At 53.0% G+C, this 24312-nt stretch carries 21 protein-coding genes, 2 tRNA genes and 2 pseudogenes; 16 read left to right on the top strand and 9 right to left on the bottom strand.

The genetic code is table 11. The features are described 5' to 3' along the window. Nucleotides 1–91: 91 nt before the first annotated feature. Nucleotides 92–979 (bottom strand): DNA-binding transcriptional regulator YafC, encoded by an 888-nt coding sequence (gene yafC, locus RT197_RS11240; protein WP_312950439.1) that lies wholly within the window; start codon nucleotides 977–979, stop codon nucleotides 92–94. A 230-nt stretch (nucleotides 980–1209) separates the two neighbouring features. Between yafC and RT197_RS11235 the strand changes: the two genes are divergently transcribed. Both RT197_RS11235 and RT197_RS11230 read left to right on the top strand, forming a co-directional pair. Then, entirely contained in the window at nucleotides 1210–2010 is an 801-nt protein-coding gene (locus RT197_RS11235) for an endonuclease/exonuclease/phosphatase family protein (protein ID WP_312950476.1), read from the top strand. Between the two features lie 74 nt (nucleotides 2011–2084). Continuing rightward, nucleotides 2085–2855 (top strand): class I SAM-dependent methyltransferase, encoded by a 771-nt coding sequence (locus RT197_RS11230; protein ID WP_312950437.1) that lies wholly within the window; start codon nucleotides 2085–2087, stop codon nucleotides 2853–2855. Nucleotides 2856–2903: 48 nt separating this feature from the next. Here RT197_RS11230 and mltD read toward each other — a convergent pair whose 3' ends face one another. Then, the gene (mltD, locus tag RT197_RS11225) at nucleotides 2904–4271 is read right to left on the bottom strand and encodes a murein transglycosylase D (RefSeq protein ID WP_312950434.1); all 1368 of its coding nucleotides are present in this window, start codon (nucleotides 4269–4271) and stop codon (nucleotides 2904–2906) included. A 70-nt stretch (nucleotides 4272–4341) separates the two neighbouring features. Further along, nucleotides 4342–5097: a hydroxyacylglutathione hydrolase gene (gloB, locus tag RT197_RS11220; RefSeq protein WP_312950432.1), complete on the bottom strand. Its 756-nt coding sequence runs from the start codon at nucleotides 5095–5097 to the stop codon at nucleotides 4342–4344. Nucleotides 5098–5129: 32 nt separating this feature from the next. On the opposite strand from gloB, the gene RT197_RS11215 reads away from it, so the two are divergent. Next, nucleotides 5130–5846, top strand: a complete 717-nt coding sequence (locus RT197_RS11215; RefSeq protein ID WP_312950429.1) for a class I SAM-dependent methyltransferase — start codon at nucleotides 5130–5132, stop codon at nucleotides 5844–5846. Here the strand turns inward: RT197_RS11215 and rnhA are convergent. After that, a pseudogene (gene rnhA / locus RT197_RS11210) lies at nucleotides 5847–6420 on the bottom strand (ribonuclease HI). Between rnhA and dnaQ the strand changes: the two are divergent. The 3 genes from dnaQ (at nucleotide 6368) to RT197_RS11195 (ending at nucleotide 8689) form a co-directional block, all read left to right on the top strand. Then, nucleotides 6368–7099, top strand: coding sequence for a DNA polymerase III subunit epsilon (gene dnaQ, locus RT197_RS11205; RefSeq protein ID WP_312950427.1), 732 nt, complete (start codon nucleotides 6368–6370; stop codon nucleotides 7097–7099). The pseudogene rnhA and the gene dnaQ sit on opposite strands and share 53 nt — an antisense overlap. A gap of 133 nt (nucleotides 7100–7232) precedes the next feature. Then, nucleotides 7233–7309, top strand: a tRNA-Asp gene (locus RT197_RS11200). A 147-nt stretch (nucleotides 7310–7456) separates the two neighbouring features. Beyond that, nucleotides 7457–8689, top strand: a complete 1233-nt coding sequence (locus tag RT197_RS11195) for an alanine--glyoxylate aminotransferase family protein (RefSeq protein ID WP_312950425.1) — start codon at nucleotides 7457–7459, stop codon at nucleotides 8687–8689. Here the strand turns inward: RT197_RS11195 and RT197_RS11190 are convergent, their stop codons facing one another. Then, nucleotides 8690–9460, bottom strand: coding sequence for an amidohydrolase (locus RT197_RS11190; RefSeq protein WP_312950423.1), 771 nt, complete (start codon nucleotides 9458–9460; stop codon nucleotides 8690–8692). It lies immediately after the preceding gene. A 96-nt stretch (nucleotides 9461–9556) separates the two neighbouring features. After that, complete coding sequence (fadE, locus tag RT197_RS11185; protein ID WP_312950421.1) at nucleotides 9557–12004, bottom strand: acyl-CoA dehydrogenase FadE; 2448 nt, start codon at nucleotides 12002–12004, stop codon at nucleotides 9557–9559. Between the two features lie 239 nt (nucleotides 12005–12243). On the opposite strand from fadE, the gene lpcA reads away from it, so the two are divergent. Continuing rightward, the gene (gene lpcA, locus RT197_RS11180; protein WP_312950418.1) at nucleotides 12244–12825 is read left to right on the top strand and encodes a D-sedoheptulose 7-phosphate isomerase; all 582 of its coding nucleotides are present in this window, start codon (nucleotides 12244–12246) and stop codon (nucleotides 12823–12825) included. A 39-nt stretch (nucleotides 12826–12864) separates the two neighbouring features. Then, a complete protein-coding gene (locus RT197_RS11175; protein ID WP_312950415.1) occupies nucleotides 12865–13632 on the top strand; it encodes a class II glutamine amidotransferase in 768 nt (255 codons plus the stop codon). Here RT197_RS11175 and dpaA read toward each other — a convergent pair. Continuing rightward, nucleotides 13603–14334 (bottom strand): peptidoglycan meso-diaminopimelic acid protein amidase, encoded by a 732-nt coding sequence (dpaA, locus tag RT197_RS11170; RefSeq protein ID WP_312950412.1) that lies wholly within the window; start codon nucleotides 14332–14334, stop codon nucleotides 13603–13605. The genes RT197_RS11175 and dpaA overlap by 30 nt on opposite strands. Before the next feature lie 269 nt (nucleotides 14335–14603). Here dpaA and dinB point away from each other — a divergent pair, with 269 nt between their 5' ends. After that, nucleotides 14604–15659: a DNA polymerase IV gene (gene dinB / locus RT197_RS11165; protein ID WP_312950410.1), complete on the top strand. Its 1056-nt coding sequence runs from the start codon at nucleotides 14604–14606 to the stop codon at nucleotides 15657–15659. 163 nt (nucleotides 15660–15822) lie between these two features. Here dinB and pepD read toward each other — a convergent pair whose 3' ends face one another. Further along, complete coding sequence (gene pepD, locus RT197_RS11160) at nucleotides 15823–17280, bottom strand: cytosol nonspecific dipeptidase (protein ID WP_312950407.1); 1458 nt, start codon at nucleotides 17278–17280, stop codon at nucleotides 15823–15825. 255 nt (nucleotides 17281–17535) lie between these two features. Here pepD and gpt point away from each other — a divergent pair, with 255 nt between their 5' ends. From gpt to crl, 3 genes are all read left to right on the top strand, one after another. Next, a complete protein-coding gene (gpt, locus tag RT197_RS11155) occupies nucleotides 17536–17994 on the top strand; it encodes a xanthine phosphoribosyltransferase (protein WP_312950404.1) in 459 nt (152 codons plus the stop codon). Between the two features lie 101 nt (nucleotides 17995–18095). After that, nucleotides 18096–19340 (top strand): esterase FrsA, encoded by a 1245-nt coding sequence (gene frsA / locus RT197_RS11150; protein ID WP_312950401.1) that lies wholly within the window; start codon nucleotides 18096–18098, stop codon nucleotides 19338–19340. Nucleotides 19341–19397: 57 nt separating this feature from the next. Further along, nucleotides 19398–19799: a sigma factor-binding protein Crl gene (gene crl, locus RT197_RS11145; protein ID WP_312950399.1), complete on the top strand. Its 402-nt coding sequence runs from the start codon at nucleotides 19398–19400 to the stop codon at nucleotides 19797–19799. Between the two features lie 75 nt (nucleotides 19800–19874). Here crl and phoE read toward each other — a convergent pair whose 3' ends face one another. Then, complete coding sequence (phoE, locus tag RT197_RS11140; RefSeq protein ID WP_312950396.1) at nucleotides 19875–20939, bottom strand: phosphoporin PhoE; 1065 nt, start codon at nucleotides 20937–20939, stop codon at nucleotides 19875–19877. A gap of 291 nt (nucleotides 20940–21230) precedes the next feature. On the opposite strand from phoE, the gene proB reads away from it, so the two are divergent. From proB to RT197_RS11120, 4 genes and pseudogenes are all read left to right on the top strand, one after another. After that, nucleotides 21231–22334 (top strand): glutamate 5-kinase, encoded by a 1104-nt coding sequence (gene proB / locus RT197_RS11135; RefSeq protein WP_312950392.1) that lies wholly within the window; start codon nucleotides 21231–21233, stop codon nucleotides 22332–22334. 10 nt (nucleotides 22335–22344) lie between these two features. After that, nucleotides 22345–23598, top strand: a complete 1254-nt coding sequence (proA, locus tag RT197_RS11130) for a glutamate-5-semialdehyde dehydrogenase (RefSeq protein ID WP_312950389.1) — start codon at nucleotides 22345–22347, stop codon at nucleotides 23596–23598. Between the two features lie 117 nt (nucleotides 23599–23715). Beyond that, a tRNA-Thr gene (locus RT197_RS11125) sits at nucleotides 23716–23791 on the top strand. 232 nt (nucleotides 23792–24023) lie between these two features. Then, nucleotides 24024–24203, top strand: a pseudogene (locus RT197_RS11120) (transposase); the annotation flags it as partial. Between the last annotated feature and the right edge of the window lie 109 nt (nucleotides 24204–24312).

The following is a 24312-nucleotide window of genomic DNA, read 5'->3' as shown; positions in this document are numbered from 1 at the left end:
AATACCTGCCTGTCACGCAGGGGGTCGCGGGTTCGAGTCCCGTCCGTTCCGCCACTTATTAAGAGCCCTGATTTATAATCAGGGCTTTTTTTTATTCCCTGCATTGCTCACTCAAAAAATCAATAAACGCCCTGATCCGCGCGCTGACTGCTCTGTCACTGTAATAAACAGCGTTGAGCGGCATTTCAACCGGCACGCGCTTATCTGCCAGTAATTCCACCAGATCCCCCCGCTCAATTTCTCTGTCAACCATATAATCAGACAGGCAGGCGATGCCATTACCGCTCAGGCATAGTTGCTTAAGTGTCTCCCCACTATTAGAAGAAAGTCCAATCTCAATCTCATACAGTTGCGCATCGCAGCAGTAAACAGGCCAGGTATTCAGCGATCCCGGCTCGGTAAAACCGAGGCATACATGCTGCCGAAGATCGCCCACTTCCACCGGTTTACCGTGACGGGCAATATAATCCGGTGACGCGATAATCTTCCGGTAGCTGGTAAAGAGAGGGCGGGCGCGCAGGCTGGAGTCGATGAGGATACCTGCGCGAATAGCAACATCCACTTTCCGTTCGATTAAATTAATAAACGTTTCTGAAGAAACTAAAGAAAGCGTGATCTCCGGGTAACGCTCACGAAAAGGCTTAATTAACGGGATGAGATAATGTAAAAGGACAGGCGTTGCCGCATCTATACGTAACGGCCCACGCGGAGAATGGCGTGTCTCGATAATCTCATTTTCCGCTGCGGCCATCTCCTGAAGAATAGCCTGAACACGTCTGAAATAGCGCTCACCTTCTTCCGTGAGGCTAAGTTGCCGGGTAGTACGATTCAGCAGACTGACGCCTAATTTAGCTTCCAGTTTCTTTACCGTGCGGCTAATAGCCGAATTAGCCAGGCAGAGCTGCTCAGCTGCGCGGCTAAAGCTGCCGCTCTCCACGACCGCTACAAAAGTCGCTATTTCATCAGATGTTGCTTTCATTTTTGCCTCAGATGCAAAGCTATACTGTTATTATGATCTTATTTGTTATTTAAACATCAACGTCCTTTGCGCACCATCATCATTACGCGGGTAAAGACAGGAATCTTTTGTTTACCAAAACTAATCACTCTTTCTGGCAGATTGCGTTGAAAGAATACGCCGGAAGCCCTATAACAGTAAGACTTGTTCGTTATCCGAACCGGGTCTGTAATTGAGGTTTCATGCCAAAAGTGCGAAAGAATACCTATGCAATGCGTTATGTCGCCGGGCAGCCAGCGGAGAGAATTTTGCCACCGGGTTCCTTTTCGGGTATCGGTCAGGCATTGCCAGCAGGCGCGCCGCTCAGCGGCGATGAAAAGATCCGAATTCTGGTATGGAACATCTTTAAACAGCAACGCGCGGAGTGGCTGTCCGTTCTGCAAAATTTTGGCAAAGATGCTCATCTGGTGTTGCTTCAGGAAGCGCAAACGACGCCTGAACTGATCAAATTCGCCACATCTAATTACCTGGCCGCCGATCAGGTTCCTGCATTTGTATTACCCCAGCATCCCTCTGGCGTTATGACGCTCTCTGCCGCGCATCCGGTCTATTGTTGTCCTTTACGCGAGCGTGAGCCGCTGCTGCGGCTTTCTAAATCAGCACTGGTAACGGTGTACCCGCTGCCGGACGGACGTCTGCTGATGGTCGTAAACGTCCACGCGGTTAACTTCAGCTTTGGTGTGGATGTCTACAGTAAGCAGTTGCTGCCTATCGGCGATCAAATTGCGCATCACAGTGGGCCGGTAATTATGGCGGGAGACTTTAATGCCTGGAGCCGCCAGCGCATGAATGCGCTTTACCGTTTTTCACGTGAAATGTCACTCCGCCAGGTTCGTTTTACCGACGATCAGCGTCGCCGTGCCTTTGGTCGTCCTCTGGATTTCGTTTTTTATCGGGGCTTAAACGTAGAGGAGGCCTCCGTCCTCGTCACTCGCGCTTCGGATCATAATCCGCTACTCGTTGAATTTACTCCCGGCAAACCTGATAAATAAAGGATGTCAGGTCTGCCCTGGGGCAGGCCTGCAATGGTGCTGCCCTTTATTTCTCACTCGCAAAGGACATCATCATGATAACACGCACCCATCACGACAGTATTGATAAACAATTCAGCTCGCAGGCCAGTGCCTATTTAACCAGCGCCGTACATGCCGTTGGTCGCGATCTGCAACACCTGAAAGAGCGACTTGCAGCGCTGTCTTATGCGAGGGTGTTGGATCTCGGCTGCGGGGCAGGGCATGCCAGCTTTGCAATCGCGGGTCAGGTTGCCCAGGTCACTGCCTACGATTTATCAAACCAGATGCTGGACGTGGTAGCAAAAGCAGCCCAGGAAAGAGGGCTGCATAACATCACCACGCAGCAAGGTTATGTAGAGCAGTTGCCCTTTACTGATGAAAGCTTTGACGTGGTTATCAGCCGTTATTCGGCGCATCACTGGCATGATGTCGGTCAGGCGTTGCGCGAGGCGAAGCGCGTTTTAAAACCGGGCTGCATACTGATTATGATGGATGTTATGTCTCCAGGGCATCCGATACGCGATATCTGGTTGCAGACGGTAGAAGCGCTCCGTGATACTTCGCATGTCAGAAATTACGCCGGCGGAGAATGGCTGGCGCTGGTGAATGAGGCGGGATTTATTACCAACGGGTTAACGACCGATCGTCTGGTACTGGAATTCGATTCGTGGATCGCCCGTATGCGCACGCCAGAGCCGCTGCGTAAAGCGATTCGTCTTTATCAGGAGAGTGCGTCACAGGAAGTGAAAAACTACTTTGAATTACAGGAAGACGGCTCTTTTACCAGTGACATCATTATGCTGGAAGCCCATAAAATGGCATAAATAAAAAAGGCACCGGGGGAAGCGGTGCCTTTTTTTACCTGCCTGTTATCAGGAATCTGGCGTTAAGCTGTTTTTAACAAACAGCGTAAGCCGATCGCCGGGTTGCAGGTTATCCGTATCGCTATTCCAGCGCATAACATCTTTGATGTTAACGCCGTGACGTTTGGCGATGCTTGCCAGAGAATCACCTTTACGCACGCGGTAGGTAATACTGTCATCGTTATTGGCCAGACGCTGTGCGCTACTACCTGCACCCACCGTCAGACTCTGTCCGATTTTCAGACCCGCACCGCGCAGGTTGTTCCACTGCTGCAAATCTTTTGCCGTTACGCCCAGCCGTGATGCTATGCCAGACAGCGTATCACCAGAACGCACTGTATAACTGCGGCTGGTCAGCGGCGCATTGTCAGCCAGCAAACCGGGCTGCACGGCAGCAATTTCGCCGGAAGCTAAAGATTCACGCAGTTGACCGGCGTGCTTCTGTGGCACCATAACGTATTGCGGACCGCTGGCACCCAGCGTAGATCCCTTAACGCCTGCATTAAAGGTCTTCAGCTTGCTGACGGAAATACCCGCCATATCAGCCAACTGCTTCATTTCTACCGGGCTGTTTAAACGAACGCGTGCCAGAGCACGACTTTCATCTGCATTAGGCAGAAGAACGCCATACCGTTTGCTGTTTTTGAGAATATCGCTCAACGCCAGCATCTTGGGCACGTAAATTTTCGTTTCCTGTGGCAATGAGAGCGACCAAAAGTCCGTGGGTAACCCACGTGCTTTATTCGCTTTGATTGCCTTCATCACTCGCCCCTCACCGCTATTGTAAGCCGCGACGGTTAATAACCAGTCGCCGTCAAACATGCGGTTAAGACGCTGCATCATGTCGAGCGCGGCCGTTGTTGAGGCCACCACATCACGACGCGCATCGTAATTGCGAGTCTGCTTCAAACCATAATTGCGCCCGGTGCTCGGTATGATTTGCCAAATGCCAGCGGCATTGGCACCAGACGTTGCGTGCGGGTTAAAAGCGCTCTCCACTATGGGTAGTAATACTAGCTCCATCGGCATGTTACGTTTCTTAACTTGCCCGGCTATCCAGTACATATACGGCTCTGCCCGTAAAGTTACATCGTGGAGATAGCTCTTGTTTTGTAAATACTTCTGTTTCTGATCGCGAATCCGGCTGTTTTCCGGGATCCCCATCTTTAGCTCGTCGCCGATAAAAGCCCACAAGTCCTGATCCTGCGCTGTGAATGTTCCATCGTCCATCCATCGCGCTTGACTGGTAAACTTACCTGCTTCCCCTTGACTAGCCGCAGAAAGGCTCTGAGCGTGCTGTGGAACGTTGCCATCGTGCTGTGACGACTGGCAACCCACAAGCAGGACAGAGGCGAGTAATATCGCTTTTGCCTTCATGTGTGTGTCAATAGTTGCTTAAAAGACGACCGATCATAAAGGCAAGGTTTGCAAAACACAAGTAAGAATGTCAGAAATTATCTTTCTTTGCCCTTAACCAGGCAAAACGCTGCTCTGGGTGTTGCAAATTTGTTTCTTGAGAAATTACTTTAATTAAATCAATGTCATCAGTTCGTAAAAATAAATTTATATGCCGCTCATCTTTCAGAATTACGGGTAGTGTGATCTGTTTTCTTGCCCGTAACTCCTTAACTTTAAGGTAATAATCATTTATGAACGAATCGTGCGGAAGGATGCTTTTGGCGAACGCCATATTGGATAAAGTGTACTCATGCGCACAACAAATAACCGTTTCATCGGGTAGCGCGTTAATCTTTTGAAAAGATTGATACATCTGCTTCGGGGTACCTTCAAAAAGACGACCACAACCGCCTGAAAACAGGGTGTCACCACAAAAAAGCCACGGCGAACTGTAAAAGCAAACGTGGCCCAGAGTATGGCCCGGCGTAGCAAAAATCCTAAATTCGCAGCCCAAAACAGCAATGTTATCGCCTTCGCTAACAATGTGTTTGGCACCTTTACTTTGTGTCTCCTGCGGCCCATAAACCACAATATCCGGATATTGCTTCACGATCTCCTTCACGCCACCCACATGATCATGATGGTGATGCGTCAGAAATATAGCCGCTGGCTGCCACTTATTTTTCACTACTGCATTAAGTACCGGACGCGCTTCGCCGGGATCGACGATGATACAGCGACCTTCCCGATCGTTTAATATCCAGATGTAGTTGTCCTGAAAAGCGGGAATACTGGTAAGATTCATAATGACCTCATAAAGCGAAGCGGAAGAGTGTGATGAAACCGGCAAGGATTTCCCAGACAGTGCCGTCCCCCAATCGCTGGAGTGAACTGCCCAGGGGAGACTATTATCGTGCAGCGCTTGAACATCAGCTTAAACCCTGGCTGGCGAAAATGTATGGTTTTCATCTGCTTAAAATCGGTAATCTCAGCGCAGAAATCAACACTGAATCCTGTGCTATCTCTCATCAGGTAAACGTATCATTAAGCGGACAGTCTGCCCAAGTTAAAGCCGATCCGCTTTGGTTACCGTTTGCTGAAAAATCGGTGGATGCCTGTCTGCTGGCGCATACGCTGCCCTGGTGCAGCGATCCGCATCGTTTATTGCGTGAGGCCGATCGGGTATTGATTGACGATGGCTGGCTTGTCATCACCAGTTTTAACCCGCTCAGCCTGATGGGATTACGCAAGCTGGTCCCTTTCCTGCGTAAAACGCCGCCGTCAAACAGCCGCATGTTCACCCTGATGCGTCAGATAGACTGGCTGACTTTACTCAACTTTGAAGTCATGCATTATAGCCGTTGTCAGGTGCTGCCGTGGACGCGGCAGGGCGGTAAATTGCTCAGCACTCATCTTCCCGCGCTGGGGTGTTTACAGGTGATAGTGGCACGCAAGCGGACAATACCGCTTACCCTAAATCCGATGAAACAGAGCAGGGCTAAGCGGCAAATAAGGCAGGCAGTAGGGGCGACAAGGCAATATCGTAAGCCTTAATTAAGCTTCCGGCTGATAGCCAGTATCTTCCTGGGTAGGGTGAGATGCAGCGGTTCGCGCCAGCTCGTCACAGCGTTCGTTTTCAGGATGACCCGCGTGTCCTTTCACCCATTCCCAGCGGATTTGATGCTGGCCGAGCGCTGCATCCAGCCGCTTCCAGAGATCGACATTCTTCACCGGTTTTTTATCCGCCGTTTTCCAGCCGCGTTTTTTCCAGTTGTGGATCCACTGGGTGATCCCCTGACGCACGTACTGGCTGTCGGTGCTCAGAATCACTTCGCAATGTTCCTTCAACGCCTCCAGCGCGACAATCGCCGCCATCAGCTCCATGCGGTTATTCGTTGTCAGACGATAACCTTCGCTAAAGGTTTTTTCGCGCTGCTGATAGCGTAGAATAGCGCCGTAGCCGCCCGGTCCTGGATTACCGAGGCATGATCCATCGGTGAAAACTTCTACCTTTTTGAGCATCTCTGGTAGACTTCCTGTGATTAAAAACGACAAGTCTGACACAAATGAACGATATGAGCACTGCTATTACACGACAGATCGTCCTTGATACCGAAACTACCGGTATGAACCAGCTTGGCGTTCACTATGAAGGCCATAAGATCATCGAAATCGGCGCCGTCGAAGTTATCAACCGCCGTCTGACCGGTAATAATTTCCATGTCTACCTGAAACCAGACCGATTAATAGACCCGGAAGCTTTTGGCGTTCACGGCATTGCTGATGAATTTCTGCTCGATAAACCGGTGTTTGGCGACGTTGTCGATGAGTTTCTCGACTACATCCGGGGCGCGGAACTGGTCATCCATAACGCATCGTTCGATATCGGCTTTATGGATTATGAATTCAGCAAGCTGAACCGGGGTATCCCCAAAACTGACACCTTCTGCAAAGTGACGGATAGCCTGGCGCTGGCAAGAAGAATGTTTCCTGGCAAGCGTAATAGCCTTGATGCGCTGTGCTCCCGCTATGAAATAGACAACAGCAAGCGAACGCTCCACGGGGCGTTACTCGATGCCCAAATCCTTGCCGACGTTTATCTGGCGATGACCGGCGGGCAGACGTCCATTGCTTTCTCAATGGAAGGCGAGAATCAGCAACAGCAAATGGATACCGGGATTAAGCGTGTCGTGCGCGCGGCGAGCAAATTACGGGTGATTGCAGCCAGCGATGAAGAAATGATGGCGCACGAGTCGCGCCTGGATCTGGTACAGAAAAAAGGCGGTAGCTGCCTCTGGCGCGCCTGAGAGAACCCTTCTCGCTGATAAAAGCATCGCCCGGGCGATTTTTGCAGCAAACGATTCAAAACGCGAGAAAAAACGTTGACGATGCGTAAGGCAAACCGTACTATTCGCAGCGTTCCCCCAGCGGGAACACAGCGGAGCGGTAGTTCAGTCGGTTAGAATACCTGCCTGTCACGCAGGGGGTCGCGGGTTCGAGTCCCGTCCGTTCCGCCACTATTCAGAAGGCCCGAATCAGAAATGGTTCGGGCCTTTGTCATTTGTCGCCTCATTCTCTCCCGCCTCAAGGTTGTTCACTGGCGCTAAATGTTTCACTATGTCAGCCTGTTCTTTCACATCCGCTTACATACCGAAGGATGCGCTATGTTCAACAGCCAGCATTACCCGCAAATTAATCCGCCGCACCGCCTGCTGATGGGGCCGGGGCCAGTCAATGCCGATCCGCGCGTGCTGCGTGCGATGGCAAGCCAGCTGCTGGGTCAGTACGATCCGGTCATGACCGGTTATATGAATGAAGTTATGGCCCTGTACCGCCAGGTTTTTCGCACCGATAACCGCTGGACCATGTTAATTGACGGCACATCGCGGGCAGGCATTGAGGCGATCCTGGTATCAGCGATCCGGCCGGGAGATAAAGTGCTGGTGCCGGTCTTTGGTCGCTTTGGGCACCTGCTGTGCGAAATTGCCCGCCGTTGCCGCGCTGATGTGCATATGCTCGAAGTGCCGTGGGGCGAGGTGTTTACGCCAGATCAGATTGAGGATGCGATTAAGCGCATTAAGCCGCGCCTGCTCCTCACCGTGCAGGGCGATACCTCAACCACCATGCTGCAACCGCTTGATGAGCTGGGGGAAATCTGTCGTCGTCATAACGTCTTATTTTATACCGACGCTACAGCATCGCTGGGTGGTAACATTCTGGAAACCGATGCCTGGGGGCTTGATGCCGTCTCAGCCGGGCTGCAAAAGTGCCTTGGCGGCCCGTCAGGGAGTGCGCCCGTTACGCTAAGCGCGCAAATGGAAGAGACGATCCGTGCGCGTAAATGCGTGGAGCAGGGGATCCGTACCAGCAGCCATCAGGATGGCGCAGATGAAATGATCTACTCCAACTATTTCGATCTCGGCATGATCATGGATTACTGGGGACCAGAACGCCTTAACCATCATACGGAAGCGACCAGTATGCTGTTTGCCGCCCGCGAATGCGCGCGCATTATGCTGGAGGAGGGGATGGAAGCGCTTATCGCCCGCCATGAACTCAATGGTCGCGCGATGCTGGCGGGGATTCAGGGAATGGGGCTGGAGGTGTTCGGGGATATCACTCATAAAATGAATAATGTTCTGGGTGTGGTGATCCCCGCAGCCGTTCACGGTGAAGAAGTGCGTCAGCGCCTGCTTGACGATTTTCATATTGAAATCGGCACTTCATTTGGTCCGCTTCAGGGCAAAATCTGGCGCATTGGTACTATGGGCTATAATGCGCGTAAGGACTGTGTCCTGCAAACCCTGGCTGCGCTGGAAGCCGTGCTTAATCGCCTGGGCTTCCGTACAACGCAGGGCGCGGGAATGCAGGCCGCGTGGGACGTTTACGAAGGCTGATTACCCCAGCGTGAAAGGATCGGCATCCTGCCACGCTGGAAATTTTTCCCGGTACTCGCGCAGCGCGGCAAGAGAGAGATCGGCGTCAATCCGCGTCGCCTGATGCGGTTCGGCCGTAGCGAGGATCTCTCCCTGTGGGGTAATAATCCGGCTGTCACCGCGATAATGATGCCCGTTACCGTCTGTGCCAACCCGGTTGCAGCCCGCGACCCATACCTGATTTTCAATGGCGCGGGCCACCAGCAGCGACTGCCAGTGTAGCGAGCGCGGCGCGGGCCAGTTAGCAACGTACAGCGCCAGATCGTAATCATTGCGGTTGCGTGACCACACCGGGAAGCGCAGGTCGTAACACACCAGCGGTAAAATACGCCAGCCGCGCCACTCAACCACCACGCGATGTTCGCCCGCCTGGTAATGCTGGTGCTCATCCGCCATACGGAACAGGTGCCGTTTGTCGTAGTAGTGGATTTTACCTTCCGGCTCGACCAGCAAAAAACGATTCACCGGACCGCGTTCACTCTGTAGTGCGGCGCTGGCGGCAATGAGCGCATTAGTCTGCTGCGCTTTGCTATGCATCCAGTTCACCACCTCATCCTGGGTAAGCGATTTCTGCGCGGCTTCCATTGCAAAGCCGGTAGTAAACATCTCCGGCAGCACGATAATATCGCGCCCGGTGATACCTTCCAGTTGACGATCAAAATGCCGCAGGTTGGCAGGGCCATCCATCCAGACCAGCGGTTGTTGCAAAAGGGTGATTTTCAGACCAGGCACGATCGGGACTCCTCGTTCTACAGCATTCTGACACTCTAGCATGGCACAAAAAATAAAAAACCCCGCCGGAAGCGGGGCTGGTTAAAGAGGATTTTATTACGCCGCTTCAGGCTTGCGCACTTTCTCCGGCTGCTTTTTTACCGGTTTAGTTGCCAGCGCGTCTGGCTCGAAATCGTCAACGTTAATGCTGCGCAGACGGCTCTCTTCAGCCTTCACCAGCAGCGCCGCTTCGTCCTGATCGATAAGCCCTTTCGCCAGCGCATTGCGCGCCAGTTCATCCAGACGGGTAAACGGCAGATTTTTACCCAGCTCTTTACAGATGCGCTGGTGGATAGGATCGGCCGCCATAACATCGCGCAGCGCTTCTTCCAGCAGTCCCACCGGGTTATGCTCGTCCGGCGTCAGATACTGCCCGCGACCAATGCGCGAACGGGTGGCGCACGGCGTTTGCAGGATCTTCGCGACTTTATGATCGAGCTTATCGGATGGCGCATCGTAATGGCGTCCGGTCGGGAAAATGACCGCAGTCAGCAGCCCGGCTACCGCGCGATGAGGGAAATTGCGCAGCAGTTCGCCCATCGCGATCTCGGCCTGATTCAGCGCGTCCTGTACGCCCCAGTGAACCAGTGGCAGGTCTGCTTCGTGACGGCCTTCGTCGTCATAGCGCTTAAGCACCGCAGACGCGAGATACAGCTGGCTGAGTACATCACCCAGGCGCGCGGAGATACGCTCGCGACGTTTCAGGCTACCACCCAGCACCGCCATTGAGACATCAGACAGCAGCGCAAGGTTAGCGCTCAGGCGGTTCAGGTGCTGGTAATAACGTTTAGTCGCATCCTGAGCCGGCGAAGTGCTGGTCAAACCGCGCGTCAGGCCCAGCCAGAAGCTGCGTACCATATTGGTGCCGACATGGCCGATGTGCTTAAACAGCAGGCTGTCAAAAGCGTTAACGTCATTATTCTGCGCGGCGGCCATCTCATCCAGAACGTACGGATGGCAACGGATGGCTCCCTGGCCGAAGATCATCATGCTGCGGGTCAGGATATTCGCACCTTCGACGGTAATCGCAATCGGTGCGCCCTGATAAGCGCGGGCAAGGAAGTTACCTTCGCCCAGCATAATGCCTTTACCGCCGGTAATATCCATGGCATCGACAATGGCGCGCTGCCCACGGTGGGTACAGTGATACTTCACAATCGCCGACAGGACGGCAGGTTTCTCACCGAGCATAATCCCATAGGTAATCAGCGACGCGGCCGCATCCATCACGTAAGCATTACCGGCGATACGTGCCAGCGGCTCTTCGATCCCTTCCATCTTACCGATAGAAACTTTGAACTGGCGGCGAATATGTGCATAAGCGCCGGTAGCCATCGCTGCGGATTTCAGGCCGCCCGTCGAGTTGGAGGGGAGGGTGATCCCACGGCCCACCGACAGACACTCCACCAGCATCCGCCAGCCCTGACCAGCCATTTTGGGTCCACCAATAATGTAATCAATGGGGACAAAAATATCCTGACCGCGCGTAGGGCCGTTCTGGAACGGGACGTTGAGCGGGAAATGACGACGCCCGATTTCGACGCCCGGCGTATTGGTGGGGATCAGCGCACAGGTAATGCCCAGTTCTTCTTCGCCGCCCAGCAGTTTATCCGGGTCAGAGAGTTTAAAGGCAAGTCCCAGCACCGTCGCAATCGGGGCCAGCGTGATGTAGCGTTTATTCCAGGTCAGGCGCATACCCAGCACCTGCTCGCCCTGCCATTCACCCATGCAGACGACGCCAGTATCAGGGATCGCGCCCGCGTCGGAACCCGCTTCCGGGCTGGTCAGCGCAAAGCAGGGGATTTCCAGACCGCGTGCCAGACGGGGCAGGTAATGATTTTTCTGCTCTTCAGTACCGTAATGCTGGAGCAGTTCACCCGGTCCTAAAGAGTTGGGAACGCCGACGGTGATCGCCAGAATCCCTGAAACGCCGGAAAGCTTTTGCAGAACGCGGGACTGGGCATAAGCCGAAAATTCCAGTCCGCCGTACTCTTTCTTAATAATCATCGCAAAGAAGCGGTGCTCTTTGAGAAATGCCCACAGCTCCGGCGGCAAGTCAGCCATTTCATGAGTGATCTCAAAATCATTCGCCATCCGGCAGGCTTCTTCCGTCGGGCCATCAAGAAACGCCTGCTCTTCAGCGGTCAGATGCGGCTGCGGATAGCTATGCAGTTTTTTCCAGTCAGGAATGCCGCGAAACAAATCGCCTTCCCACCAGGTCGTACCGGCGTCAATGGCCTCTTTTTCGGTACGTGACATCGGCGGCATTACTTTACGGAAGTTACGGAAAGCCGGAACAGAAATCATTGATTTACGCATCGGCGTCAGGTTAAGCGGAATAAGCACCAGCGCGACCGGCAGCAGCATCCACAGCGACCAGATGCCAGCGGCACCCAGCGCCGCTGTCCATGCGAGCACAATCAGACTACTTAGTACCAGGCTGACCCGGTGATAGAACAGCACGCCGATCAGCACAACCGTTGCAACAATACTCAAAATCATCATAGAAAAAAGCTCCGTAGCTTGTAGGAGGTCTGACCACTTGTGATGATATGGTTGTAGCGGATGTTATTTTTTTTATCAATGTATTTACAATATAATTACAACCTCGCTCACATTGTTGCCGTTTTTCAGCGCACGCAAAATCAAAACAGACGTTGATCGTCCTGGCTTCTGCTTCCCGCTTCAGGTGCGATTGGGTACACTGCAACTTGTTATTTTCATAAAATCTGAAGGATATCCTCATGTACCAGGATCTGATTCGTAATGAACTGAACGAAGCGGCGGAAACGCTGGCTAACTTTCTGAAAGATGAAGCCAATATTCATGCTATCCAGCGTGCGGCCGTGCTACTGGCGGACAGCTTTAAGGCAGGCGGTAAAGTGCTTTCCTGCGGCAACGGCGGTTCTCATTGCGATGCAATGCACTTTGCAGAAGAGCTGACGGGGCGGTATCGTGAGAATCGTCCGGGCTATCCGGCGATTGCCATTTCCGACGTCAGCCATATTTCCTGCGTCAGCAACGATTTTGGCTACGATTATATTTTCTCCCGCTACGTTGAAGCAGTCGGTCGCGAAGGCGACGTCCTGCTGGGTATTTCGACATCAGGTAACTCTGGCAACGTCATCAAAGCCATCGACGCGGCGCGTGAGAAAGGCATGAAAGTCATTACCCTGACCGGGAAAGACGGCGGTAAAATGGCAGGAACGGCGGATATTGAAATTCGCGTACCGCATTTTGGTTATGCCGATCGCATTCAGGAAATTCATATCAAAGTGATCCACATCCTGATCCAGCTGATCGAAAAAGAAATGGTTAAAGCCTGATTTTGCGGGGCGACCCGCTCTGTTGTATGAGGTGATCTTATGTGCGAACTGCTCGGGATGAGCGCGAATGTGCCAACTGATATCTGCTTTAGTTTTTCCGGGCTTGTACAGCGGGGAGGAGGAACCGGGCCGCATAAAGACGGCTGGGGTATTACCTTCTACGAGGGAAAAGGGTGTCGCACGTTCAAAGATCCGCAGCCGAGCTTTAACTCGCCCATCGCTAAACTGGTGCAGGATTACCCGATCAAATCCTGCTCGGTCGTCGCCCATATTCGCCAGGCTAACCGGGGTGAGGTGGCGCTGGAAAACACCCATCCCTTCACCCGTGAGCTGTGGGGACGTAACTGGACCTACGCGCATAACGGGCAGATGAACGGTTATAAATCGCTGGAGACCGGCATGTTCCGCCCGGTTGGCGACACCGACAGTGAAAAAGCCTTTTGCTGGCTGCTCCACAAGCTGACGCAGCGCTACCCGCGCACGCCGGGCAATATGCTGGCGGTATTTAAATATATCGCCACGCTTGCCGGTGAAATGCGTCAGAAAGGAGTGTTCAATATGCTGCTGTCGGACGGGCGCTACGTGATGGCGTTCTGCTCGACCAATCTGTACTGGATCACCCGTCGCGCGCCGTTTGGGCTGGCGACGCTTATCGATCAGGATATGGAAATTGATTTTCAGCGGGAAACCACACCGAATGATGTGGTTTCCGTGATTGCGACGCAGCCGCTGACCGGCAACGAAACCTGGCAAAAAATTATGCCAGGCGAGTGGGCATTATTTTGCCTCGGAGAGCGTGTAGTTTGACGCCAGTTGCGGATGGACGATTTCGTGGCTTAGCGGTTTGCTGACGACGTAACGACCAGCCACCACAGACACCATCGGTGGCTGCTGGGTTTGTGCAAAGTAATCGTATCCGGGTTTGAGCTGATTCCAGAAATCGATATACGTTGAATACTTGTGGCGCTGCATATTGGCATCGGTCATACGGAACGGATAGATGCTGATCTGCACCACCGGCTGACCAAACACCAGCGCACCGGTAACGAACTGGAAGATTTCATCAATGCCGCTGTTCGTCATGGCATAGCAGCCAATGGATACGCAGTCACCGTGGATCATCAGGTATTTGCCTTCATAGCCGTGAGCACGGTCATAGGCATTCGGGAAACCGATGTTAATGGCCTTATAGAAGCGGCTGTCCGGCTTTAACTGGCTACGCTGAACCGAGTAAAACCCTTCCGGGCTTTTAAAATCGCCCTGGCGCTGCTTGGGTCCCAGCCCACCGGAATATTTGCAAATGCGGTAGCTATCAAGTAACTGATATTTCTCGCCCATCTTGACGTAAAGATCGAGCGCGCGCTCTTCTTTAAAGATCTGAATGTAGACCGGCGACCCCATCAACTGCTGCTTATACTCTTTATTCACCGGCGTTGCAGAACCGGTAAGCCCGGCAAAAGAGACGCACGGCATCAGAAGCATCGCAAGAAAAAATGCGATTATGCGCATACTGCTTGTTCCTTGATAAAACGTTACCACACTGCCAGAACGGCAAAAGAGACCCAAAATATCAGACTTATCTAATTCGGGAGCGCTCACATTAGCACCACGGTAATTTTTCGCAAGCGCGACATGCGCCGTTTACAAATTTGTTGCTGGCGTTTGTCTTTTTACGAGCTTTCAGGTGAAACATCAGCGCGCTGAATCACACTGTGATAAACCGACTTCTCAATTCGCTGTAACTCACTGTATACTTATCCAGTGAGGAGGGGCGGGAAATGCGCAAAATCATACATGTCGATATGGACTGCTTTTTCGCGGCGGTAGAAATGCGCGACAACCCGGCCCTGCGCGATATCCCGATTGCCATTGGCGGCAGTCGGGAGCGGCGCGGGGTCATCAGCACGGCAAACTATCCGGCCCGCAAATTCGGCGTGCGCAGCGCGATGTCTACCGCAATGGCGCTAAAACTGTGCCCGCATCTGACGCTTCTTCCGGGGCGCTTTGAGGCTTACCGGGAAGCGTCCGATCACATCCGCGACATCTTCTCCCGCTATACCTCACTGATTGAGCCACTCTCGCTGGACGAAGCCTATTTAGACGTTACAGACAGCCTGCACTGCCACGGCTCCGCGACCCTGATGGCGCAGCAAATCCGCAAAACCATACACGATGAACTGGATCTCACCGCTTCGGCGGGCATTGCGCCGATTAAATTTCTCGCCAAAATCGCTTCCGATCTGAATAAGCCCAACGGGCAATATGTCATTACCCCGGATGACGTGCCGCAATTTCTCAAAACGCTGCCGCTAAGCAAAATTCCCGGCGTGGGGAAAGTCTCGGCGGCAAAGCTGGAAAATATGGGGCTGCGAACCTGTGAAGATGTGCAAAATAGCGATCTGGCCCTTTTACTTAAGCGCTTCGGTAAATTTGGCCGCGTTCTCTGGGAGCGCAGTCAGGGCATTGATGAGCGAGCGGTGAATAACGAGCGGTTGCGTAAATCGGTGGGCGTGGAGCGCACGCTGGCGGAAGATATCCATGAATGGCCGGAATGCGAGGCGATTATCGAGCGTCTTTATCCAGAACTGGAAAGCCGTCTTGCTAAAGTTAAACCTGATTTATTGATTGCCCGTCAGGGCGTCAAACTGAAATTCAACGATTTTCAGCAGACCACGCAGGAACACGTCTGGCCGCGTCTGAATAAAGATGACCTCATCGCTACCGCGCGTAAAACCTGGGATGAACGCCGTGGCGGGCGCGGCGTGCGGCTGGTGGGGCTGCACGTTACTCTGCTCGATCCGCAACTGGAAAGGCAGCTTTTGCTGGGGTTATAGGGCAGGCTCTCTGCATATTAATCGTCTTTGCGCTGTATACGTCTGGCATCGCCTGATTTTTTATTCTGCTCACAATCATTCAGATTGCATCAACGCGGCGTTTTTTGAACAGCATTATTCATCCCTGAAAAGCCCACGCCCGCAGGCGTGGACATCATCACGATTATTTCGCCGGAATCGCCTTCAGCAGTTCAGTCAGAAGCTGCCAGTATTGTCCGACGCTTTCAATATGCACCTGCTCATCCGGGGAGTGTGGACCGGTAATGGTTGGCCCGATGGAAACCATGTCCATATCCGGGTACGGTTTTTTGAACAGACCGCATTCCAGACCGGCGTGGATCACCTGGATATTCGGCGTCTTATCAAACAGACGCTGATAAGTTTCGCGCACCAGTTGCATCACCGGCGAGCTGGCATCCGGCTGCCAGCCTGGGTAGCCGCCTTTCGGCTGGGTTCTTGCACCAGCCAGTTTGCCCAGCGACTCCAGCATACTCACCACATAATCTTTACCGCTGTCGATCAGCGAGCGGATCAGGCAGTGAATTTCAACGTTGTCGTCGGTCATCGTGACAACGCCAACGTTGAGAGAGGTTTCAACCACGCCTTTGGCCACGTCAGAGTTGCGGATCACGCCGTTTGGCGTGGCGTTCAGCAACTGGATGAAGCTGTCACGCGACTGCGCATTCAGCGCGGCTTTATCGGTAGTGACGGTTTCCAGTACCACGGTCAGATTTTTTTCTTTAATCGACAGTTCGTTTTTGAGGATATCCAGATACGTACCGACCAGTGATTTAAGCTGTTCCGCTTTATCTGCCGCCACGGCGACGGTCGCGAAGGCTTCACGCGGGATAGCGTTGCGCAGGGTGCCGCCATTGAAATCCACCAGACGCAGATCCAGTTCCTGCGCGTGGCCTGCCAGGAAACGCGCCAGCAGTTTGTTCGCGTTGCCCAGACCTAAATGGATATCGCCACCGGAGTGACCGCCTTTCAGCCCTTTCAGCGTCAGCTTAAAGCTCTGGAAGCCCGCCGGGATCGCTTCGCGGGTCAGCGTCAGATTCGAGGAGAAATCGATCCCGCCCGCGCAGCCCATGTAAATTTCACCTTCTTCTTCCGAGTCGGTGTTGATCAAAATGTCTGCCTGGAGCCAGTTGGCCTGAAGACCAAACGCGCCGTCCATACCGGTTTCTTCGGTCATGGTCAGCAGCACTTCCAGCGGGCCATGCTCGACGCTCTCATCAGCCAGTACCGCCAGCGCGGAAGCCATACCGATGCCGTTATCCGCACCCAGCGTAGTGCCGCGTGCTTTAACCCACTCACCGTCGATATAAGGCTGGATCGGATCTTTAGTGAAATCGTGAACCGTATCGTTGTTTTTCTGCGGCACCATATCCAGATGCGCCTGCAAAACCACTGGCTTACGATTTTCCATCCCCGCCGTAGCGGCTTTACGGATCAGAATATTGCCCACGGCGTCACGATCGACAAACAGACCTTTCTCTTTTGCCCAGCCCATGATGTGCTGCGCGAGTTCTTCTTCATGGTGGGAAGGGTGCGGAATGGAGCAAATTTTGGCAAAAATATCCCACAGCGGCTGCGGAGATAGTTGGGACAGTTCAGACACGATAAATCTCCTTTCGACTTTCTGCAAAGAGGCTTGCAGGTCAAGGGTTAGCAAAAAAATCACACGACAAGTCAGGCTTGCGGGATGAGTCTGAGAATACCACTTTATCTGGCAACGCATAGTATTAAGCACGCAAAAACACCCCCGGATGCCGCTTAACACTGGTTTTTAGCGTTTCAGATCTCTATAATCTCGCGCAACCTATTTCCCCCTCGAACATTTTTTAAGCCGTAAATACAGGCTGGGATACTTCACATGAGCGAAAAATACGTCGTCACCTGGGACATGTTGCAGATTCACGCACGCAAACTGGCCGCCCGCCTGATGCCTTCAGAACAATGGAAAGGCATCATTGCCGTGAGTCGTGGGGGACTGGTCCCGGGCGCACTGCTGGCACGTGAACTGGGTATTCGTCATGTAGATACCGTGTGCATTTCCAGCTACGATCACGACAACCAGCGCGAACTGAAAGTCCTGAAGCGTGCAGAAGGTGATGGCGAAGGCTTTATCGTTATTGATGACCTGGTTGATACCGGCGGTACGGCGGTAGCCATCCGCGAAATGTATCCAAAAGCTCATTTCATTACTATCTTTGCAAAACCGGCAGGTCGTCCGCTGGTTGATGATTATGTTGTTGATATCCCGCAGGATACCTGGATTGAACAGCCGTGGGATATGGGCGTCGTATTCGTACCGCCGATCTCTGGTCGTTAATTCCTGTCTTTTTCAACGCCCGGTCATGCCGGGCGTTGTTCATTTTGGCCTCAGGCGCGTTACAATAGACCTTCACGACGACATCATGGAGGCTGCGCGACATGACACAGGCTAACCTCAGCGAAACCCTGTTCAAACCCCGATTCAAACATCCAGAAACTTCGACGCTGGTGCGCCGCTTTAATTCCGGTGAGCAACCGCTGGTGCAATCCACGCTGGACGGCAAAAACGTACCGCACTGGTATCGGATGATTAACCGTCTGATGTGGATCTCGCGGGGCGTTGACGCACGTGAAATTCTTGATGTCCAGTCGCGCATCGTGATGAGTTCCGCCGAACGCACCGACGAAAACCTTTATGACACGGTGGTGGGTTATCGCGGTGGTAACTGGATCTACGAATGGTCGAAGCAGGCGATGCTCTGGCAGCAAAAGGCCAGCCAGGAAGACGACGCTGCCCGCTGCGGTCGCCACTGGCTGCACGCGGCTAATCTCTACAGCATCGCGGCTTATCCTCATCTGAAAGGCGACGAGCTGGCTGAACAAGCGCAGGTGCTGGCAAGCCGTGCTTATGAAGAAGCATCCCAGCGTCTGCCCGGAAACATGCGCGAGATGGAGTTTGCCATTCCGGGCGGCTCCCCGGTCACCGGCTTTTTACATATGCCTGAAGGTGAGGGGCCGTTTCCCACTATACTGATGTGCGGCGGCCTCGATTCGCTGCAATTTGACTACTACAGCCTGTTTGAGCGCTATTTTGCGCCGCTGGGCATTGCCATGCTGACGCTGGATATGCCTTCGATCGGCTTCTCGTCAAAATGGAAACTGACCCAGGATTCAAGTTTATTGCACCAGCAGGTGTTGAAATCGCTGCCGGATATTCCGTGGATCGATCATACCCGCGTGGCGCTGTTTGGCTTCCGTTTTGGCGCTAACGTTGCGGTGCGACTGGCGTATCTGGAATCGCCTCGCCTGAAAGCAGTCGCCTGCCTTGGGCCGGTGGTACACGCGCTGCTCAACGATCCGCTCCGGCAGGGACAAGTACCGGAAATGTATCTTGACGTGCTCGCCAGCCGCCTCGGTATGCACGATGCCTCAGACGAAGCTCTGCGCGTTGAGCTGAACCGCTATTCGCTGAAAACCCAGGGCTTGCTTGGTCGTCGTTGCCCGACGCCGATGCTCTCCGGCTTCTGGAAAAACGATCCCTTCAGCCCGGAAGAAGAATCCAGGCTGATTGTCTCGTCATCCTCCGATGGCAAACTTTTAACAATCCCGTTCAGCCCGGTGTATCGCAACTTTGACAAGGCGTTGAAAGAAATTACCGCCTGGATTAATCATAGATTTGGTTAATAGATTGCTAATTTCTATTGATTTGGTAAAACAGTTGCATCACAAAAGGAGAGAGCAATGACGTTACCAAGTGGACACCCAAGAAGCAGGCTGATTAAAAAATTCACCGCGCTTGGCCCTTACATCCGTGAAGAGCAATGTGAAGACAACCGCTTCTTTTTTGATTGCCTGGCCGTTTGCGTCAATGTCAAACCGGCACCGGAAAAACGTGAGTTCTGGGGATGGTGGATGGAGATGGAAGCACAGGAGAAGCGCTTTACCTATAGCTACCATTTTGGTCTGTTCGACAAAGAAGGAAAATGGGTGCCGACGGAGATTAAAGATCCAGAAGTCACCGAACGTCTGGAGCACACCCTCCGCCAGTTCCATGAAAGAGCGCGGGAGTTGCTGGTCACGCTGGAGCTTGCTCTGGTGCCTGCAGAAGGGTTCTCCGAACGGGTGATTAACCAGCCAGCCTGAAGCAATGATTAAACCAGTTACATAAAAATGCCCCGCAAATTTGCAGGGCGTTTTTTTATGATGCGTTTATCCGTATCAGAACTGATACGTCATACCCAGCGCCACGATGTCATCGCTGTTGATAGCCAGTTTGTTATCATCATCAAGCTGATTGATTTTATAATCCACAAACGCAGACATATTTTTGTTGAAATAATAGGTTGCGCCAACGTCAATATATTTGACGATATCTTCATCGCCCACGCCTTCAATATCTTTACCTTTCGACTGCACATAACCCAGAGACGGACGCAGCCCGAAATCGAACTGATATTGCGCGACGGCTTCAAAATGCTGGGCTTTATTGGCAAAACCACCGGTAATCGGGGTCATATTACGGGTTTCGGCGTACATCGCTGCCAGATAAACATTATTGGCATCATATTTCAGGCCGGTTGCCCAGGCTTCGGCTTTATCGCCCTGACCACGCGGTGCCAGCGCCACATTTTGCTGATCGTCGGTGCGGTCCGAGTTGGTATACGCGCCGCTGACAGCAAAATCGCTGCCGCCGAAATCATAGCTCAGGGACGTGCCCACGCCGTCACCGTTCTGCTTCTTAACGTCGCGGCCTTCGTTTTTGCCCTGATACTGAAGCGTCAAATCCAGGCCATCCACTGCGCCGAAGAAATCGGTATTACGGTAGGTAGCCAGACCGCTGGAGCGTTTGGTCATAAAGTTATCGGTCTGGCCGGAAGAGTCGCCGCCGAACTCCGGGAACATATCGGTCCAGGCTTCAACGTCATACAGCGCGCCGAGATTACGGCCGTAATCAATGGAGCCGAAATCCTGAAATTTAATCCCGGCGAACGCCAGGCGGGTTTTCTGCGAGCTGCTGTTACCCTCTTCTTTATTACCGGCAAATTCGGCTTCCCAGCGGCCAAAACCGGTCATTTGATCGTTAATCTGTGTTTCGCCTTTAAAGCCAAAACGGACATAAGTTTGATCGCCATCTTTGCCGTCATTATCGCTGAAGTAATGCATGGCTTTTACTTTGCCGTAAACATCCAGTTTATTACTGTTCTTATTATAAACTTCAGCAGCATGGACCGCAGAGGACGTGACAACACCCATTACCACTAATGCCAGAATGCTCTTTTTCATTTTTAATCCTGCTTCTTGAATAAACGCGCTAATAAATTCAGGGCGACGGCCCCGTTGAAAACATGAAGGGTTTTAACTTTTAAGCATTAAACATTTATGACAGTTTTAGATTATTCCTTAAATATTCAATTTAATTATCCTTGTAATGAAATTGTAAAAGTCAGCCGTTACGCTTGCTGATCCTGCGCAACAAAATGTCACGCCTGACGCCGCGAGTGTTGGCAAGCGGCTTCAGTCCTGTTACAACGTTTGCCTGATATCCATTTATTATTTGTATGACGGCAGGAAAAGATGAGTGACAGCCAGACGCTGGTGGTAAAACTGGGCACCAGTGTTTTAACGGGCGGATCGCGCCGCCTGAATCGCGCCCATATTGTTGAGCTGGTACGCCAGTGCGCGCAGTTACATGCTGCGGGGCATCGTATTGTTATCGTGACGTCTGGCGCGATTGCTGCCGGGCGTGAGCATCTTGGCTACCCGGAACTTCCGGCCACTATCGCCTCGAAGCAATTGCTGGCCGCCGTTGGGCAGAGCCGCCTGATCCAGCTCTGGGAACAGCTGTTCTCGATTTACGGTATCCACATCGGTCAAATGCTGCTGACCCGCGCCGATATGGAAGATCGCGAGCGTTTCCTTAACGCGCGCGACACCCTGCGCGCGTTGCTGGACAATAATATTGTGCCGGTTATCAACGAGAACGACGCGGTGGCGACCACTGAAATCAAGGTTGGCGACAACGACAATCTCTCTGCGCTGGCGGCGATTCTGGCCGGAGCGGATAAACTGCTGCTGCTGACCGATCAACAAGGGCTGTTTACTGCCGATCCGCGCAGCAACCCTGACGCTGAACTTATTCAGGACGTTTATGGCATTGATGACGCGCTGCGCGCTGTCGCCGGTGACAGCGTCTCCGGTTTAGGAACGGGCGGAATGGGCACCAAACTTCAGGCCGCCGATGTCGCCTGCCGCGCGGGCATCGACACCATTATCGCTGCCGGAAGCCGTCCTGGTGTGATCGGCGACGTGATGGAAAATATCTCTGTCGGCACGCTGTTCCACGCCCAGACCTCGCCGCTGGAAAACCGTAAGCGCTGGATCTTCGGCGCGCCTCCGGCCGGTGAAATCACCGTGGATGAGGGCGCAACCACGGCCATTCTGGAAAGAGGCAGTTCATTGCTTCCAAAAGGCATTAAAAGCGTGACAGGTAACTTCTCCCGTGGTGAAGTGATCCGCATCCGCAGTCTGGATGGTCGCGATATCGCGCACGGCGTCAGCCGTTATAACAGCGATGCGCTGCGCCGCATTGCGGGCCATCACTCGCAGCAGATTGATGCGATTCTTGGCTATGAATATGGTCCGGTCGCCGTTCATCGCGACGATATGATCACCCGTTAAGGAGCGAAGTATGCTGGAACAAATGGGCCAGGCCGCGAAAGCCGCCTCTTACCAACTGGCGCTGCTCAGCAGTAAAGAGAAAAACCGCGTTCTGGAAAAAATTGCTGATTATCTGGAAACGGAAGCTCAGCAGATCCTTACCGCGAACGAGCAGGATTTACTTGAAGCGCGCCGCAATGGTCTTAGCGAGGCGATGCTCGATCGTCTGGCGCTGACGCCCGCGCGCCTGACCGCGATTGCCAGCGATGTCCGCCAGGTCTGCAAACTCGCCGATCCGGTCGGGCAGGTGATCGATGGCGGCCTTCTTGACAGCGGCCTGCGCATTGAGCGCCGCCGCGTGCCGCTCGGCGTCATTGGTGTCATCTATGAAGCGCGCCCGAACGTCACCGTTGACGTCGCCTCTCTGTGCCTGAAAACCGGCAACGCCGCCATTCTGCGCGGCGGCAAAGAGACCTGGCGCACTAACGCGGCTACGGTGAAAGTCATCCAGCAGGCGCTGGAAGAGTGCGGTTTACCCGCAGGCGCGGTACAGGCAATTGAAAGCCCTGACCGTGCGCTGGTCAGCGAGATGCTGCGGATGGACAAATACATCGACATGCTGATCCCGCGCGGCGGAGCAGGCTTGCACCAGCTATGCCGCGAGCAGTCCACGATCCCGGTGATTACCGGCGGCATCGGCGTTTGCCATATTTTTGTTGATGACACTGCTGAAATTGCACCGGCGCTTAATATTATCGTTAACGCGAAAACCCAGCGTCCGAGCACCTGTAACACCGTCGAGACGCTGCTGGTCCATCAGGGCATCGCTGCGCATTTCCTGCCTGCGCTTAGCAAACAGATGGCGGAAAGCGGCGTCACGCTGCATGCTGAAAATAACGCTCTGGACGCGCTGAAAAGCGGTCCGGCGAAGGTCATTGCCGTGCAGCCGGAAGAGTATGACAATGAGTTTTTGTCGCTGGATCTGAACGTCAAAGTGGTGGCGGATTTGGACGAAGCTATTGCCCACATTCGTCAGCACGGCACCCAGCATTCCGATGCCATTCTGACGCGTACCATCGGCAACGCAAACCGCTTCGTGAACGAAGTTGATTCCTCCGCCGTCTACGTTAATGCCTCCACGCGTTTCACCGACGGCGGCCAGTTCGGTCTGGGCGCGGAAGTGGCAGTCAGCACGCAAAAACTGCACGCGCGCGGCCCGATGGGGCTTGAAGCGCTGACCACCTATAAGTGGATAGGTTTTGGCGACGATACGATTCGTGCTTAAATGAAAAAGGGTGATGCAAAAGTAGCCGATTGATTCGCAAGGTTATTGACGCATCGCCCCGTAAGTTTTAACCTTCTACCCCGTGATTTGCTCCCGGCAGATTGCACCCTTCTCAGGGCCGATATAGCTCAGTTGGTAGAGCAGCGCATTCGTAATGCGAAGGTCGTAGGTTCGACTCCTATTATCGGCACCATCCTATCTATTTTAACGTCTCCCAAAGTCTACTCAAACACCCTTTAAACCCTTATAATACGCGGTTTCACGGCCCTTGTTGTCTCTGCTCGTCTACTCACGTTCACAGAAATCTACGGTGAGTTGGGGGTATCAATGGGGGTATTCGCTGTTCTGTAAGTATCCCACATAATCGTGCCATTCATATTTAGAGGTCATCCGGCATAATCAATCTGCCAACGAAGGAGATCGCTATGCGTAAAGCCCATTTTACTGAGCATCAGATCATCGCTGTGATTAAGTCGGTTGAAGCCGGACGAACCGTTAAAGATGTCTGCCGGGCGGCCGGTATCTCTGAAGTCACTTACTACAACTGGAAGTCCAGATACGGCGGTATGGAAGCCTCTGATATTGAGTTGATTTATTCTGTTCAGCAGTGTTATAAGATACAAGAGAGAGACAGGTTATTCCTCTTACTTATGGTAAGGGTGGCTCTGATGAAGAACAGCGTAAGCTGTTGAGCTTCGGCTCGCTGATCCCACG

Origin of the sequence: Superficieibacter sp. (assembly GCF_032071645.1) — a bacterium.
Lineage (GTDB): Bacteria > Pseudomonadota > Gammaproteobacteria > Enterobacterales > Enterobacteriaceae > Superficieibacter.
Note: the sequence above shows the minus strand (reverse complement) of the source record. Positions and strands in the feature narration are given on the sequence as shown.

Excerpts from the sequence above, each read along its gene's own strand:
- yafC (WP_312950439.1), bottom strand. The coding sequence starts at position 979 with ATGAAAGCAACATCTGATGAAATAGCGACTTTTGTAGCGGTCGTGGAG.
- RT197_RS11230 (WP_312950437.1), top strand. The coding sequence starts at position 2,085 with ATGATAACACGCACCCATCACGACAGTATTGATAAACAATTCAGCTCG.
- mltD (WP_312950434.1), bottom strand. The coding sequence starts at position 4,271 with ATGAAGGCAAAAGCGATATTACTCGCCTCTGTCCTGCTTGTGGGTTGC.
- gloB (WP_312950432.1), bottom strand. The coding sequence starts at position 5,097 with ATGAATCTTACCAGTATTCCCGCTTTTCAGGACAACTACATCTGGATA.
- RT197_RS11215 (WP_312950429.1), top strand. The coding sequence starts at position 5,130 with ATGAAACCGGCAAGGATTTCCCAGACAGTGCCGTCCCCCAATCGCTGG.
- dnaQ (WP_312950427.1), top strand. The coding sequence starts at position 6,368 with ATGAGCACTGCTATTACACGACAGATCGTCCTTGATACCGAAACTACC.
- RT197_RS11195 (WP_312950425.1), top strand. The coding sequence starts at position 7,457 with ATGTTCAACAGCCAGCATTACCCGCAAATTAATCCGCCGCACCGCCTG.
- fadE (WP_312950421.1), bottom strand. The coding sequence starts at position 12,004 with ATGATGATTTTGAGTATTGTTGCAACGGTTGTGCTGATCGGCGTGCTG.
- lpcA (WP_312950418.1), top strand. The coding sequence starts at position 12,244 with ATGTACCAGGATCTGATTCGTAATGAACTGAACGAAGCGGCGGAAACG.
- RT197_RS11175 (WP_312950415.1), top strand. The coding sequence starts at position 12,865 with ATGTGCGAACTGCTCGGGATGAGCGCGAATGTGCCAACTGATATCTGC.
- dpaA (WP_312950412.1), bottom strand. The coding sequence starts at position 14,334 with ATGCGCATAATCGCATTTTTTCTTGCGATGCTTCTGATGCCGTGCGTC.
- dinB (WP_312950410.1), top strand. The coding sequence starts at position 14,604 with ATGCGCAAAATCATACATGTCGATATGGACTGCTTTTTCGCGGCGGTA.
- gpt (WP_312950404.1), top strand. The coding sequence starts at position 17,536 with ATGAGCGAAAAATACGTCGTCACCTGGGACATGTTGCAGATTCACGCA.
- frsA (WP_312950401.1), top strand. The coding sequence starts at position 18,096 with ATGACACAGGCTAACCTCAGCGAAACCCTGTTCAAACCCCGATTCAAA.
- crl (WP_312950399.1), top strand. The coding sequence starts at position 19,398 with ATGACGTTACCAAGTGGACACCCAAGAAGCAGGCTGATTAAAAAATTC.
- phoE (WP_312950396.1), bottom strand. The coding sequence starts at position 20,939 with ATGAAAAAGAGCATTCTGGCATTAGTGGTAATGGGTGTTGTCACGTCC.
- proB (WP_312950392.1), top strand. The coding sequence starts at position 21,231 with ATGAGTGACAGCCAGACGCTGGTGGTAAAACTGGGCACCAGTGTTTTA.
- proA (WP_312950389.1), top strand. The coding sequence starts at position 22,345 with ATGCTGGAACAAATGGGCCAGGCCGCGAAAGCCGCCTCTTACCAACTG.